The sequence below is a fragment of the Vibrio ulleungensis genome (assembly GCF_016900875.1).
In the GTDB taxonomy this organism is placed as follows: domain Bacteria; phylum Pseudomonadota; class Gammaproteobacteria; order Enterobacterales; family Vibrionaceae; genus Vibrio; species Vibrio ulleungensis.
The window spans coordinates 13,437-27,341 of the sequence record NZ_JAFEUM010000010.1; the positions used below are offsets into that span (position 1 = coordinate 13,437).

Genomic DNA, 13,905 nt, shown 5'->3' on the forward strand with positions numbered 1-13,905 from the left:
TTAGCGATAACCTTAATTGCTAATTACTTAGCAAGGTCACCTTCGTGCTCAGATAGGAATGCCGCAACACCTGTTGGAGATGCGTCCATACCCGCTTTACCTTCTTCCCACTGTGCAGGACAAACTTCGCCGTTTTGCTGGTGGAAGTTAAGTGCATCAACCATGCGAAGCATTTCGTCAATGTTACGACCTAGAGGAAGATCGTTAACCACTTGGTGGCGAACTAGACCATCTTCGTCGATTAGGAATGAACCACGGAAAGCGACGCCATCTACTGGGTGCTCAACGTCGTACGCTTTACAGATTTCGTGTTTAACGTCTGCGATAAGTGGGTATTTTACTGGACCGATACCGCCATCTGCGATGTCGGTGTTACGCCACGCGTTGTGAGAGAACTGTGAATCGATTGATACACCGATTACTTCAACGCCTTTGGCTTTAAAGTCTTCGAAACGTTTATCAAACGCGATCAGCTCTGAAGGGCAAACAAAAGTGAAATCTAGAGGGTAGAAAAAAACTACCGCTTTTTTGCCTTTAGTGAACTCTGCAAAGTTGAAAGAATCAACGATTTCGCCATTACCAAGAACAGCTGCAGCAGTAAAATCTGGTGCTTGACGGCCTACTAGTACCATGTGAACGCTCCTAAAATTTAATGTTTTGCCCGCATGGGCTCCTTTAATCTCGAGACATACTATAGTACATTTTTTATGATTGAAAAAAGCGAAATAAACGAATCGAAACAATCGAAAAAAACGATTGATCGTGGTATATAAAGGATAGCTTCAGATAACACAAACTAAAGAGCGTGATATGCAAAAATGGCCGAGTCTTAAACAGCTTAATTACTTAGTAACTTTGTATGAAACTAGGCACTTTGGAGAAGCTGCGCGGCGTTGTTTTGTTAGTCAGTCAACGTTAAGCAAAGGCATTCAAACTCTCGAAGAGACGGTGTGCTGCACACTGTACGAAAAGAAAGACAGCAAAAGTCCTTTGGTGTTTACCGCAATGGGCGAAAAAATTGTGGCCAGCAGTCGAGAGTTACTTGCTAAAGCTCAAGATCTTGTGGAATTAGGTGCATGCGGTGAAGGGCGAGAAATGGAGGGTGAGCTCCGTGTTGGGTGTATTCCAACGATAGCACCGTTCTTATTGAGTGATCTAGTGCAAGAGGTTAATCGTCGATTTCCCAACTTAACGATGCTGTTGCGGGAAGATACCACCAGTAACCTACTTGAGGCGTTGCAAAACGGCCAATTGGACGTGTTGATACTAGCGCTACCGGTTGATATTGGAAATATGGCCAGCAGAGTAGTAGGGCAAGATCCTTTTCGTATGGTGATCAGTCGCGATCAAGTAAACGCCATCAAAATTCCAATTCGATATAAAGATCTACCTGATGAGTCTGTTTTTTTGTTGGAGAACGAGCACTGTCTCACCGAACATGCTGTGTCGGCTTGTCGCCTTACCGAAAAAGAAAAAATAAATCCTTTTACTGCAACGAGCCTGCATACATTGGTTCAAATGGTGGCTAATGGTCTAGGGACCACCTTTATACCTCAAATGGCGATTGACCATGGATTGCTCGACAACCAGAGTTTGGTAGTGATTGAGCCTCCAGGTCAGTCAGCGTACCGAGATATAGGCTTAGTATGGCGTCCTAGTTCGTCACGTATCTCTACATTTGAGCAGTTGTCCGAGTTGGTGAGCGATTTGCTATAGAAGTAGTAGATAAATGCTCGATGATTGCACTAGTTTCTAATACAAAATATTGAATGCAGGCAAGTTAAAATAACGCAAATGCCGTTTAGAATGGTGTTTATTTTCTATCAATTGGTGTCTTTTAAGTGGTAAAACCACTGAATGGCGAAGCGTTAGTGTACCCAGATGAGTATTCAGCATTGCTAAGAACGGCGCGAGAATCTTGCAAATGGCATTAAACAAATCCCTAGTGGTGTAGTACGTCTACGAGTCTGCGCGGCTCGCAATAAACTTATACAGAACAGTGCTACCTGTATGTCGATATTTTGCCTAATACCGTGAGAAAGATTGATTCAATAGGTAAATAAAACGCCACGAATAAAGAGCTAACCTCTCATTCACTTTCATGTTTGAAATGAACTTTAATTACGTAATTTTTTGCAATAATTAAACAAACTAGTGGAAAAGTAGAATAGTTTGAAATGTACATTTTGTTGTTTCTAGGTCTTTTACTCTAGGCTCAGTTAGTGTAATTTTTGGTCTACATACTGGGGAGTATAGCTATATTAACCCTAATAGATACAATGATTTATATTCCTAGTTCTTTAGTTAATATTGGGAGAAGTTTTGAGATTGAAAGAAAAAAGTGTTTTCAACGTGATGTCTCAATATGCATCTTGGATAACAGATAAGCGCTTGCACATGACAATGCCGTCCCGATTATATTGACAGAGTTCATGGGAGACCCTCTTCAATTACTGCGTTAACAGGCTCAGTTGAAGATCTTCAGTTAACACTGGTGTTGTGAGCAAATACTTAAGTGACTAACTGTTCCCTAAACTTGTGGCTTTTCCACACCACCGCTAACCTTTGGTTAGCGGTTTTTTTATGCAACTAACGTGATCAAAAGCTCAATTTGACCATCCATCGTACGGTTTTGTTACAAATAGTAATGGATGTGTTGAAAAGTGTCGTATAATTGTGTTCTCAATCTTGAGACGGATATTTACTCTTAGGTTGTATAAATTTAAAGCGTACAAATTATAAAATAAACTAAAAAACTAGAAGGATAGTTGAGATGGGAACGCAATTCCGAACGGATTCGGTACCTGGTTCACTAGTCGTCGTCGGTGGTGCAAGGGAACCTTGGTTGCCAGTGTTAGAACAAGTGGGCTGGCAGTGTCATAACTGCGCAGATTTACGAAAAGCGGACACGCTTTTTGCTCAGCTTGGACCAAGCATTGGTATAGTCGATCTAAGTCGTGACGAGTTCAGTCTTCACGGGTTAGCTAATTTAGTCAGCAGTCACAAACAAGTTCGTTGGATCGCTTTCATCCGCGAAAACCAGCTTAAATCCGATACAATCTGCCAATTTATCGTTAACTTCTGTATCGATTTCTTTACCGCGCCAATTCCAGACGCTCAGTTACATAGTACGATTGGTCACCAATTGGGCATGCTGAAGCTCGAGAAAAAAGTGTGGCCAGAACTAGGCTCGAGTAACGATCTTGGGATCGTCGGGCAGTCCATACAGGTCAAACGCCTACGCGACCAAATCAAGCGAATCGGAGCGACAGACGTCAGCATACTGGTGTTTGGAGAGGCTGGCAGTAACAAAGACCATGTCGCAAGAGCCGTTCATACTAGTTCATCGCGCTCTAAAGGCCCGTTTGTGCCCGTCAACTGCGGTGCAATTTCAGAAGCGCGAATGGACAAAGAGCTATTTGGTAATTGTGAGCAAGGGGATAGTTGCATTCTCGAGCAAGCCAATGGCGGGACGTTGCTGCTGACTGAAATTATGGGAATGGCTTACAGTCAGCAAGTGAAGCTATTGCGCTTTATGCAAGAAGGGTCAATTGAAACACCTAACGGCGTAAAGGAGTTAGATGTTCGCATTCTCGCAACAACCAGTGCCGATATTGAGCGCAGTTTGACCGATGGAGACTTTAATGAAGAACTCTACCATCACCTTAATGTATTGAGAGTCAATGTTCCTAATTTAAGAGATAGGAATGGTGACATAGAGATCCTAGCTAAGCATTTCTTAGAACAGTATTCACGTGAATATAACTCACAGGTGCGCAGTTTCTCTGAGGATGCGATAGAGGCATTATCGCAGTATCACTGGCCGGGTAACGTACGTGAGCTAGATAACCATATTAAGCGTTTAGTGCTTATGGCCGATTCGGTGGTTCTCACAGAGCAAGATCTGGATCTACCAAAACGTTCTGATGGTAAACTGAGTCTTAAAACGATTCGTGAGCGCTCAGAGCGAGACGCTTTACAAATGGTGTTAGAGCTTCACGGGGGTCACGTATCGCCTGCGGCTAAAGAGCTTGGTATATCTCGAGCGACTATGTATAGGTTGTTGAATAAACATAACTTGATCTCAGAAGGTCGTTTATAACGATCGCTAAGAATCATGTGAATAAGAAGGAGCCAAATTGGCTCCTTTTTTTGTGCCTATAATATGTAGACTCGGTGTCGTCACTAACAACAGAGGAATTCTCCGAAATTTATGTGCAACACGCCTCATAGTTAGAGGATCCACAGGGTTGAGTGAAAATGTTTCGATTTTTGTTCTTTTTTTGTTCTGAGTGGTTGATTCATTCTATTTAGAATGTATCCTATAAATGTATATCAAATACAGCGATTAATTAATTTTCAAGGAGGTCATTATGTTTAATTTAAATCATTCAATAATGATCTCTGCTGTCAGTAAATCATTCATTGCACCTACTATGGCGCCTTGTTTTTCTGTTCAAACCCTGAACAGTACTGATACCAATTAATTAATCCGCCTCTCTATTTAGGGCTGCGGAAAATAGCAGCCTAACCAAAATGTTTCTATTTTCTGCACCTTGAATCAATAGCATTGACTCAATATATAAGGAAATAGTTATGCGTCATTCTCTCTACATTCAACTCGCTGGATTTCTTCTACTCGCTGACGTAAAAGCAGAGCAAAGAAAGTGGCAAAAAAACGCTCGTCGTGCGCAATTTATGCTTCCATACGAAAGTAAGCACTTGCTTAAAGACGTTGGTTTGGACCGCGATGGTTTCGCAAACAAACATTATGGAGTAACTGTCCAAGCGGTTGAGCGCCGTGTAAGACTTATGCGATATGTTTTGCGTTCTAGACTGGTTACGTAATGCTAGGGAGGGGCGGGAGACCCCCCTCCCTAATTTACCACGCCTATAGCATGACTCAACGAAATCTATTTATTTTCATGCTCCGTTAACGTCATAAATAGTGACGTTAATTATTATTTGATGATGCGGGTTGTCACATAACGCTCTACTTAAAATACGGTTATTTAGCTAATGCAAATTTACTAATTAGCTTAACTTCCTTTACCTCTAAGGGTTGATTTGTACTTATTCATCTTTGCGACGATGAAGTATGTTTGAGAAATGAATGTTTTTTGTTAATAGGATGTTGCTTTTTGGGGCGTTCAGCACGTAAACTGAATGAAACCGCAGGAGGCGTCTATGCGTAAGCAACAGTTAGAGCATTGGGTGCATGCCGATAAACAGGCAGATCACGCAATTCCGAAAATCTTTGTGATCAGTTGTGCTGATTCAACCAGTTATCAACTCGCGGTCGAGTTTAAGCATAAACTCGAGCCGATTGTTATTGAAGGGCAACCCATTAAGTATGCATCCATCGATCAGGTGAAAGATGAGCTTGCTCGGTTGGGAGTCGATTCGGCGTATTTGAGATTACATAATGCGTATGATGAATGTGGCCCTGATCCGGTTCAAATGTATCATGACATAGAGTTATCCATAATAAAGCACTGATCTAGCATCGTGGTGTGAGTCTGACTCTCTAGCGTTGGTTCGACGAATTTAGTCCGTCGATTAAGATCTGCTTAGTAAATCCTTTCCTTAGGTAAAACCCTCTAGGTCTTGTTTTAATGCGATTCCCAGACTCACCGTAAGCGTCTGTTAGAGCTTGTCCGTTTGCCGCTTTTGGTCGCAGTTGCATCGCTTCACCAATTCGCGCTGAGATACTTTGTACCTTTCCCAATACCACAAGATCCATGATTTCTTCCCAGTCTTGCTGGAGTTGCGCATCTTGATCTGGCGTTGGCGTCCACAATATAGGAAAGCCGACAACACGATCGCCGACGGGCACTTCACGCTCTCCAAGGACAGGCACCCATAGAACTTTCGACAATTTGTTCTTAACGTGGCTTTTTTCCCACGTTAATCCTTGCACGCCAATCAATGGTGCGACACACACGAAAGTTGTTTCTAGCGGGTTTCCAGAATAATCCACCGGTATGGTTTTCAATTCGATGCCTAAGGCTGGAAAGTCTTGTTCAGGTCTGCTACCAGCGGCTGCGCCTAAATGGTGCTCGATAAGTTGGCCTACCCAACCTTTTTCTCGCCGGAGATCAACAGGGACCGACATGTTCAGTTCCTGAGCGAGTTCAGTGAAGGTTTTTCCATAAAGTTGATTGGCTCGCAAGATCAATTCTTGCTCATTACAAGGTGTCGATAGCATTTATTAAGGCAGTATTCTTCGTAGTCAGGCGATCTTCCTCTATTTTAAGACGTTTTTCCACAGCTTATTTGTGTTTATCTACAAGTTGTTTCGAAAGCGGAGTAACTTCTTCAATATCTGGTTAAATTAACAGGGGTTTTTAACGAAATTGAACAGCGATTGAGTCTTGATTTTTTTGAAGTAGGTCTACTTTGTGTGGATAAGTTCAAAGGTGGTTTTTTTTTGCTCGATCGTTAAGGATCAAAATTTGCACAATAAAGTTTAGTCGGAATTTTGCGTGGATTGCTTGGTAAGTTTATGAATATAAAAAGTAAATGTTAATCTTGCTGATTGCGGGTAAAAAGAGCGCCGTACGGTTCTTAGTCGACTGTTGACAGATTCCTGACGCTTGCACACATGGTTATTCACAGAATAGGTGAATAATTGTGAATAGGCTTTGCATTGGGTGAATTTGCATTGAGAATCGCTCAAATCGCACAGTTAATCGGGATATTCACTGGGGTTGGGTCATAGTTCAACAAGTTGGACAGTGAGTTTGATTGCGCCCACTGGGGATATGTGGAAGAATCTCTACAAATACAAAAATATTGAGGTTAGCCAGTGATCGATGGCGATGGTTACCGCTTAAACGTGGGAATCGTAATTTGCAATAACCACGGTCAAGTATTCTGGGCTAAACGATATGGACAACATTCATGGCAATTTCCACAAGGTGGAATTGACGAGGGCGAATCGGCGGAACAAGCCATGTACCGCGAGCTCTATGAAGAGGTAGGTCTCACTAAACAAGACGTCACAATTGTTGGCACCAGTCGCCATTGGCTGCGATATCGGTTGCCCAAACGTCTTGTTCGTTGGGACTCTAAACCTGTCTGTATTGGTCAGAAACAAAGATGGTTTTTGCTAAAACTCACAAGTGATGAGTCAAAAATAGACATGAACAAAGGTAAATCACCTGAGTTCGATGGATGGCGTTGGGTAAGTTACTGGTACCCAGTAAGACAAGTGGTTTCGTTCAAGCGTGATGTATATCGTCGAGCAATGAAGGAGTTTGCTCCATTAGCGATGCCTTTCAAAGAGCGTAAACCACACAAAAAGAAAAAATTTAAACGAGGATAGTCATGCTGAATCAACTAAGGGACATAGTTGAACATGTATCTAGAGTTGAAGATGTCTATCAAGCGTTAGAAGTCTTTGTAAACGAGACACAAAAAGCAGTGCACACGGAGTGTTGCACTGTTTATCTTGCCAACGATTCGTTTCAACGGCTCGAACTTATGGCAACCAAAGGCCTTACCTACGACGGTGAGACCATCCATATCCCTTATAGTGAAGGTCTAGTAGGGCTTGTTAAACGCTCCGCTGAACCCATCAATATTGCAAAAGCTCAAAGTCATTCTGCGTTTAAGTACTTCCCCCAACTTGGAGAGGAAGTGTACGAGGCGTTTTTGGGCACCCCTATTATCTACCGCAAGCAAGTGCTTGGCGTTGTGGTGCTACAGCAGCGTGATTCTCGCCAATTTAGTGAAACCGAAGAAGCTTTCCTAGTTACTTTGGCCGCTCAGCTCGCGGTAATTATTGCGCATGCCCGTGAACAGGGGCATTGGCTGATTGACGATAAAGGGCTCAACTCGCTCAACGGTATTGCTGCCTCTCCAGGCGTCGCAATTGGTCCAATCTGGCGAGAAGAAGTCAGTATGCGCCTGCATGACGTTTTACCAGCTTCGACCATTAACGTGGAACGTGAGTTGGAGTGGATGGCTGTTACTATAGAAAATGCGCTGATCGACTTTAGACGAATGCGTAAGAAGCTTGATGGTGATATCAATAAAGATGCGTTAGCGATTTTTGACCTGTACACGCACTTGCTTAACGATCCTATGCTGCGTGGCGATCTTAAAAAACAGATCCAAAAAGGCGACAGTGCAGATTGGGCGCTGCGGCAAATTATTGAAGCGTACTCAAACCGATTTCTAAAAATGTCTGACGCTTACCTGAGAGAACGAGCGCAAGATATTCGTGAGTTAGGGGAGCGACTGCTCTTTTTCCTCCATAACTCGCAGCGACCGCAATTTGACATTGATAAACCCGTCATCGTGGTCGTAAGAGAACTGACGGCAACATTGCTCGCAGCAATTCCTAAAAAGTATCTATTGGCCGTCGTCTCTCAAGAAGGGGCTACTAACTCACATGCAGCCATATTGTCGCGTGCTCTTGGTGTACCTGCCGTCATGGGTGTCGGTATTTCAGATACTGTCGCCGCGGATACAACGGCCATTATAGACGGCTACTCGGGTGAGGTTTTCATTGATCCACCTAAAGCAATAATTGATGAGTATGATGCTCTTTATGATGAGGAAAAAGAGCTTTCTTCGTTGGTGGACCAGGACATTGCGCTTCCTTCACAAACAATAGATGGCCGTGCGATCACCTTATTATTGAATGCAGGGTTAAGTGCCGATTCAAGTATTGCAATTAACGCAGGGGTTACTGGGGTAGGGCTGTACCGTACCGAGATATCTTTCATACTTAAGCAGCGTTTTCCGTCGGAAGAAGAGCAGGTTAATCTTTATGGGAATGTCTTAGAGGCTTACTCAGGGCAAAGTGTTGTGATGAGAACCTTAGATGTAGGGGGAGACAAATCGTTACCCTATTTACCGATTCAAGAAGAAAACCCGTTTTTAGGGTGGCGCGGCATCCGGTTTACTCTCGACCACCCCGATATTTTTCTTATTCAAATTAGAGCGATGTTGGTAGCGAGTATTCAGCGCAATAACCTTTCCATATTGCTCCCTATGATCTCAAATATTCAAGAGCTTGACGATTCGTTAGAGCTTATAGAGCAAGCATTCACCGAAGTTAAAGAGCATTACCCCAATGTACGCCGGCCACGAATTGGCGTGATGATTGAGGTGCCATCCATGTTGTTTCTGGTCCCTCAACTGGCTCAAAGTGTCGACTTTGTATCGGTAGGTACCAATGACTTGACCCAATATCTGCTTGCGGTTGATCGAAACAACACCAAGGTGGCGAACGTTTACGAATCTGTGCATCCGTCTGTACTACGAGCGCTTAAATTATTGTTAGACAGTTGCCAGCAGCACAAATTACCTATCTCTATATGTGGTGAACTTGCGGGGGATCCTGTAGGGGCAATCTTGTTGGTGGGAATGGGCTATCAAAGCTTGAGTATGAACAGCGCCAATGTGGGACGGATAAAATATGTATTGCGTCACGTAGAACACAGCAAACTTGAGCGGTTAAATGAGCAAGTAATGAGTATGAATCATTCCAGCGAAATCCATCAGCATTGCAAACAGTTTTTAGAACAACAAGGCTTGGCCGGATTTGTTCGTGCTGGTAAGTCTTAGTACGATCCCGTCCGTACGGTGAACACCATTTGTCATAGATATTAACCACTTTTCGATAGCATGGTGTGGTAAAAATCCTTGTCCACATTTGAACGACATGCATAATGATTTTAAATGAGCGGCGTTATCCGCTGACTACCCTAGGAAAAAATTGTAATGAGCACCGAATTTGTGACCTTTCCTCAAATCGATCCAGTATTGATAGAGATAGGTCCTTTAGCCGTACGTTGGTATGGATTGATGTACCTGTTTGGCTTTATGTTTGCGATATGGTTAGCCAATCGTCGCGCCGATAAGGCAAATAGTGGTTGGACGCGTGAACAAGTTTCTGATCTTCTATTTAGCGGATTTCTTGGTGTGGTCATTGGTGGCCGCGTTGGCTATGTCCTCTTTTACAACTTTAGCGAGTTCCTCAGTAACCCACTTTATCTGTTCCAAGTTTGGACTGGTGGGATGTCATTCCACGGTGGCCTCTTAGGCGTTATCACCGCGATGTTTATTTACGCTAAGCGCAATCAGCGTACCTTTTTTAATGTCGCGGATATGGTTGCACCTTTGGTTCCATTTGGTTTAGGTTTAGGTCGAGTCGGGAACTTCATGAATGACGAGCTATGGGGACGCGTTACTGATGTACCATGGGCGGTAATGTTTCCAAGTGGCGGATACCTACCAAGACACCCTTCACAATTGTATGAGGCGTTTCTAGAAGGCATTGTACTGTTCGCTATCCTCAACCTATATATACGCCACCCTCGTCCGGCAGGGGCTGTATCTGGACTGTTTTTAGCTGGCTATGGCACATTCCGATTCATCGTCGAGTACTTTAGAGAACCAGATGCCCATTTAGGGTTGTTTGGTGACTGGATCTCGATGGGACAAATTCTATCTACACCTATGATTCTTATTGGCATTGCAATGATGGTGTGGGCATACAAAAATAATTCGACACATTCAACTAAATAGAGATTGCGTTCATGAAACAGTATTTAGACCTCTGTCATTCAATTATCGAACAAGGGAAATGGGTAGAGAATGAGCGCACCGGAAAACGTTGTTTGACGCTCATTAACGCGGATCTCGAGTACGATGTAGCAAATGGGGCATTCCCACTGGTAACGACCCGAAAAAGCTTCTGGAAAGCGGCCGTTGCTGAGCTGTTAGGGTACATTCGTGGCTACGATAACGCTGAAGACTTTCGAAAGTTAGGCACCAAAACTTGGGATGCAAACGCCAATGACAATCAGGTGTGGTTGAACAGTCCGTTTAGAAAAGGCCAAGACGATATGGGTCGAGTCTACGGGGTTCAAGGTCGCCATTGGGCAAAGCCCGACGGTGGTGAGATTGATCAATTGAGAAAGATTGTTGATGATTTAACTCGTGGTCATGATGATCGCGGTGAGATCCTTAACTTTTATAACCCTGGCGAGTTTCATATGGGCTGTTTGCGACCGTGTATGTACAGCCATCACTTCTCGTTATTGGATGGTGAGCTGTACTTAAATAGCACACAGCGTTCTTGTGATGTCCCGCTAGGCCTAAATTTTAATATGGTCCAAGTCTACGTCTTTTTGGCCATTATGGCGCAAATTACCGGTCATAAACCTGGAAAGGCCTATCATAAAATAGTGAACGCACATATCTATGAAGATCAGCTAGAGTTAATGAGAGACGTGCAATTAAAACGTGAGCCTTTGGCTGGCCCAAGGTTTCATATTAATCCAGAAATTAAGACCTTAGAGGACCTTGAAACTTGGGTGACCCTAGATGACTTTAGTGTCGAAGGTTACCAGTGCCATGATCCAATTAGGTACCCGTTTTCAGTGTAATTGCGGCAGCAATAGACCAAGGATGGTAAATGCAAAAACTCGTTGTTGCAGGGATTGGCACAGCGTTAATAACTCCAGTTGTAATGAGTGCGGAAACGATCGTCGATCCTACCGCGCATTATGAAGCTGTCATCTCCGCAGCCCTCGTCATTAGCGAAGGCGACTTGCTTTCTTTTGGCTTCAATGTTTTTGATCCAAATAAGATTCTAGGAACGGACAATCCTAATCTTGGAGGCGCTGACTCTATTGAAGCGGCGGACCGCATCAGTAGTATCTCATTACCGACGACATTTTATGTTGGTGATGAGGAAGGCCTGTGGCTACACAGAGTGAAATTAAGAGCAGCATGGATGGGACTGAATAGAGAGATTAATTATTCTATTCTCGATGTCCCAGCCGTAGAGGAGTGGCCTAATGACTACTCTGACGACTCTGTTTTAGCAGGCTATGCCGAGTACGCTTTAGGGTATAACTTTGCCCCCAGATGGCATGTATATGGCGGTACGGGTGTGCACCTTATGTACTACCAAAATGTGTTTGATGCCAATAGCCCACTGATTAGTGAAGTCGAAAAAGTTGGTTTGGATACGTACGCGAATACCGACACATTTGCCTGGGTAGTTGAACCCCAAATTGACTTCAATTATACCTACGAATATCCTCTCGCTGAATTCCAGTTTAACTCCCAGTATCACTACTTCTATGGTCAGAATTTTGGTGGATCTGGAGGACAATATAGAGCAACTCCAGAAAGCTGGACAATCAGTAATAGCGTCCAACTTAAACATCACTTACCCACATTTTTCGAGCACAAGCAAAATATCCTGTGGCGCTTTAGACGCATCGATTTAGGTGGGGATCTCAGGCAACCGCTTGGCGCGACACATTACAACGAATATAGTGTTGGGTGGATAATCGATACCTCGCGCTACTCATCTCTTATTTACAATGTGGGCTTGGGGATCAACATCAATTATGGAAGTTCTCTGAATGGTGGCTCGATTGTGTTTTTCTACAACGAATAAAAAAAACCTCGTTATAAAACGAGGTTTTATTGTTTTGAGCGTCTTTCTGTTGTTTACATGGTTGCCGCTAAAATAGCACCAGGAATGACGATGAACACACTCACAAGATAACCTGCGACCACAGACTTGTTCTTAATGGCCATATTTGAAATGTAATCGGCACCTTTAAGGGGTAGTTCTCGTAAGAATGGAATACCAAAGATGACAGCCGTTGCGGTGAGGTTGAATATTAGGTGAACAAGCGCAATCTGCAATGCAAAGGCTGCGTTTTCCCCACTGACCGCAGTAGCAGCAAGTAAAGCCGTAATACAGGTACCAATGTTTGCTCCTAGCGTGAATGGGTACACTTCACGTACCTTTAGCACACCAGAACCGACTAGTGGAACCATTAGGCTTGTTGTCGTTGACGATGATTGAACCAATACCGTAACAACAGAACCAGACGCGATACCATGCAAAGGTCCACGACCAATAGCATTTTTAAGGATTTCACGTGCTCGCCCTACCATCAGGGTCTTCATTAATTTACCCATAGCGGTAATGGCAACGAAGATGGTCGCAATGCCTAGGAAAATAAGAACCACACCCGCTGTAATATCACTAAAATTTGTGGTTAGCGGATCTTTCACCATCGCAATAACAGGCTTGGTAAGTGGTTTAATAAAGTTGAATCCGCCCATGCTCATATCGCCCGTTGCAAGCAGCGGTGATACTAACCAATGAGATACTTTTTCGAATATGCCAAACATCATTTCCAATGGTAGGAAGATAAAGACGGCAAGAAGGTTGAAAAAGTCGTGCACCGTAGCACTAGCAAACGCTCGTTTAAACTCGGTGTTACAACGAACGTGACCTAAACTGACAAGAGTATTGGTCACTGTCGTACCAATATTTGCACCCATAACCATAGGGATAGCGACTGAAACCGGCAAACCGCCAGCGACAAGCCCCACAATGATAGAGGTTACAGTACTTGAAGATTGAATTAATGCTGTGGCAACTAAACCAATCATTAACCCAGCAATAGGGTGAGAAGCAAACTCAAAAAGTGTCTTCGCGTGCTCACCGGTAGCGAGTTTAAAACCTCCGCCGACCATGCCTACTGAAAGAAGCAGTAGGTACAACATGACAACTAAACTAGCCCAGCGTGCCCAATTGCCCGTTTTTGTGACCGGCGTGGCCGTGGTTTCTGTGGCTTGATTTAACATTGTATTCTCCGCGACCGTATAAAAGTTTGGTCAAAATGAATCATCCAGCGGAATAGTAGAGTGCTTATATTTCAGTTATATGACAGTTTTGAAAGATAACCTTAAATAAAGTGTCATAAAGCAAACGTTTGGTATGGTGTTATCTTTATGATTTAAAAAGAAAAGTTATGAGAAATCACCACCTCAGTTTGATAGAAATATTTTGTCATATTTGTTAGTTATAGTTGATGCCATTCGAATGATATTTGGTTATTTATCGGAAAAAGT

Annotated in this window: 12 protein-coding genes; 9 read left to right on the forward strand and 3 right to left on the reverse strand. The window is 43.4% G+C overall.

The genetic code is table 11. The annotated features are described in order from the left end of the window. Positions 1–23: 23 nt before the first annotated feature. The gene (locus JQC93_RS18225; RefSeq protein WP_205159783.1) at positions 24–632 is read right to left on the reverse strand and encodes a peroxiredoxin C; all 609 of its coding nucleotides are present in this window, start codon (positions 630–632) and stop codon (positions 24–26) included. Between the two features lie 178 nt (positions 633–810). Between JQC93_RS18225 and JQC93_RS18230 the strand changes: the two genes are divergently transcribed. The 4 genes from JQC93_RS18230 to JQC93_RS18245 all read left to right on the forward strand — a co-directional run bounded on the left by JQC93_RS18230 (position 811) and on the right by JQC93_RS18245 (position 5,499). Continuing rightward, on the forward strand, positions 811–1,716 hold the full coding sequence (locus JQC93_RS18230) for a hydrogen peroxide-inducible genes activator (RefSeq protein WP_205159784.1): 906 nt from the start codon (positions 811–813) through the stop codon (positions 1,714–1,716). 1,057 nt (positions 1,717–2,773) lie between these two features. Further along, complete coding sequence (locus tag JQC93_RS18235) at positions 2,774–4,102, forward strand: sigma-54-dependent transcriptional regulator (protein ID WP_205159785.1); 1,329 nt, start codon at positions 2,774–2,776, stop codon at positions 4,100–4,102. Between the two features lie 494 nt (positions 4,103–4,596). Beyond that, positions 4,597–4,848, forward strand: coding sequence for a DUF1127 domain-containing protein (locus tag JQC93_RS18240; protein ID WP_205159786.1), 252 nt, complete (start codon positions 4,597–4,599; stop codon positions 4,846–4,848). Between the two features lie 339 nt (positions 4,849–5,187). After that, the gene (locus tag JQC93_RS18245; RefSeq protein WP_084886721.1) at positions 5,188–5,499 is read left to right on the forward strand and encodes a DUF6482 family protein; all 312 of its coding nucleotides are present in this window, start codon (positions 5,188–5,190) and stop codon (positions 5,497–5,499) included. 28 nt (positions 5,500–5,527) lie between these two features. Here the strand turns inward: JQC93_RS18245 and mutH are convergent, their stop codons facing one another. Continuing rightward, positions 5,528–6,208 carry a DNA mismatch repair endonuclease MutH gene (gene mutH, locus JQC93_RS18250; RefSeq protein ID WP_205159787.1) on the reverse strand — a complete coding sequence of 227 codons (681 nt, stop codon included), beginning with the start codon at positions 6,206–6,208 and terminating at the stop codon, positions 5,528–5,530. 600 nt (positions 6,209–6,808) lie between these two features. Between mutH and rppH the strand changes: the two genes are divergently transcribed. The 5 genes from rppH (at position 6,809) to JQC93_RS18275 (ending at position 12,430) form a co-directional block, all read left to right on the forward strand. Then, positions 6,809–7,327 (forward strand): RNA pyrophosphohydrolase, encoded by a 519-nt coding sequence (gene rppH / locus JQC93_RS18255; RefSeq protein WP_084886725.1) that lies wholly within the window; start codon positions 6,809–6,811, stop codon positions 7,325–7,327. Between the two features lie 2 nt (positions 7,328–7,329). Next, the gene (gene ptsP / locus JQC93_RS18260; RefSeq protein ID WP_205159788.1) at positions 7,330–9,579 is read left to right on the forward strand and encodes a phosphoenolpyruvate--protein phosphotransferase; all 2,250 of its coding nucleotides are present in this window, start codon (positions 7,330–7,332) and stop codon (positions 9,577–9,579) included. Between the two features lie 156 nt (positions 9,580–9,735). Continuing rightward, positions 9,736–10,542, forward strand: a complete 807-nt coding sequence (lgt, locus tag JQC93_RS18265) for a prolipoprotein diacylglyceryl transferase (RefSeq protein WP_205159789.1) — start codon at positions 9,736–9,738, stop codon at positions 10,540–10,542. 11 nt (positions 10,543–10,553) lie between these two features. Further along, positions 10,554–11,405: a thymidylate synthase gene (locus tag JQC93_RS18270; protein WP_205159790.1), complete on the forward strand. Its 852-nt coding sequence runs from the start codon at positions 10,554–10,556 to the stop codon at positions 11,403–11,405. A 29-nt stretch (positions 11,406–11,434) separates the two neighbouring features. Continuing rightward, on the forward strand, positions 11,435–12,430 hold the full coding sequence (locus JQC93_RS18275; RefSeq protein WP_205159791.1) for a Solitary outer membrane autotransporter beta-barrel domain: 996 nt from the start codon (positions 11,435–11,437) through the stop codon (positions 12,428–12,430). 53 nt (positions 12,431–12,483) lie between these two features. Here the strand turns inward: JQC93_RS18275 and JQC93_RS18280 are convergent, their stop codons facing one another. Beyond that, on the reverse strand, positions 12,484–13,638 hold the full coding sequence (locus JQC93_RS18280) for a Na/Pi symporter (protein ID WP_205159792.1): 1,155 nt from the start codon (positions 13,636–13,638) through the stop codon (positions 12,484–12,486). Between the last annotated feature and the right edge of the window lie 267 nt (positions 13,639–13,905).

Bases quoted from the DNA above. Each gene is read 5' to 3' on its own strand.
- JQC93_RS18225 (WP_205159783.1), bottom strand. From the start codon at position 632: ATGGTACTAGTAGGCCGTCAAGCACCAGATTTTACTGCTGCAGCTGTT.
- JQC93_RS18230 (WP_205159784.1), top strand. From the start codon at position 811: ATGCAAAAATGGCCGAGTCTTAAACAGCTTAATTACTTAGTAACTTTG.
- JQC93_RS18235 (WP_205159785.1), top strand. From the start codon at position 2,774: ATGGGAACGCAATTCCGAACGGATTCGGTACCTGGTTCACTAGTCGTC.
- JQC93_RS18240 (WP_205159786.1), top strand. From the start codon at position 4,597: ATGCGTCATTCTCTCTACATTCAACTCGCTGGATTTCTTCTACTCGCT.
- JQC93_RS18245 (WP_084886721.1), top strand. From the start codon at position 5,188: ATGCGTAAGCAACAGTTAGAGCATTGGGTGCATGCCGATAAACAGGCA.
- mutH (WP_205159787.1), bottom strand. From the start codon at position 6,208: ATGCTATCGACACCTTGTAATGAGCAAGAATTGATCTTGCGAGCCAAT.
- ptsP (WP_205159788.1), top strand. From the start codon at position 7,330: ATGCTGAATCAACTAAGGGACATAGTTGAACATGTATCTAGAGTTGAA.
- lgt (WP_205159789.1), top strand. From the start codon at position 9,736: ATGAGCACCGAATTTGTGACCTTTCCTCAAATCGATCCAGTATTGATA.
- JQC93_RS18270 (WP_205159790.1), top strand. From the start codon at position 10,554: ATGAAACAGTATTTAGACCTCTGTCATTCAATTATCGAACAAGGGAAA.
- JQC93_RS18275 (WP_205159791.1), top strand. From the start codon at position 11,435: ATGCAAAAACTCGTTGTTGCAGGGATTGGCACAGCGTTAATAACTCCA.
- JQC93_RS18280 (WP_205159792.1), bottom strand. From the start codon at position 13,638: ATGTTAAATCAAGCCACAGAAACCACGGCCACGCCGGTCACAAAAACG.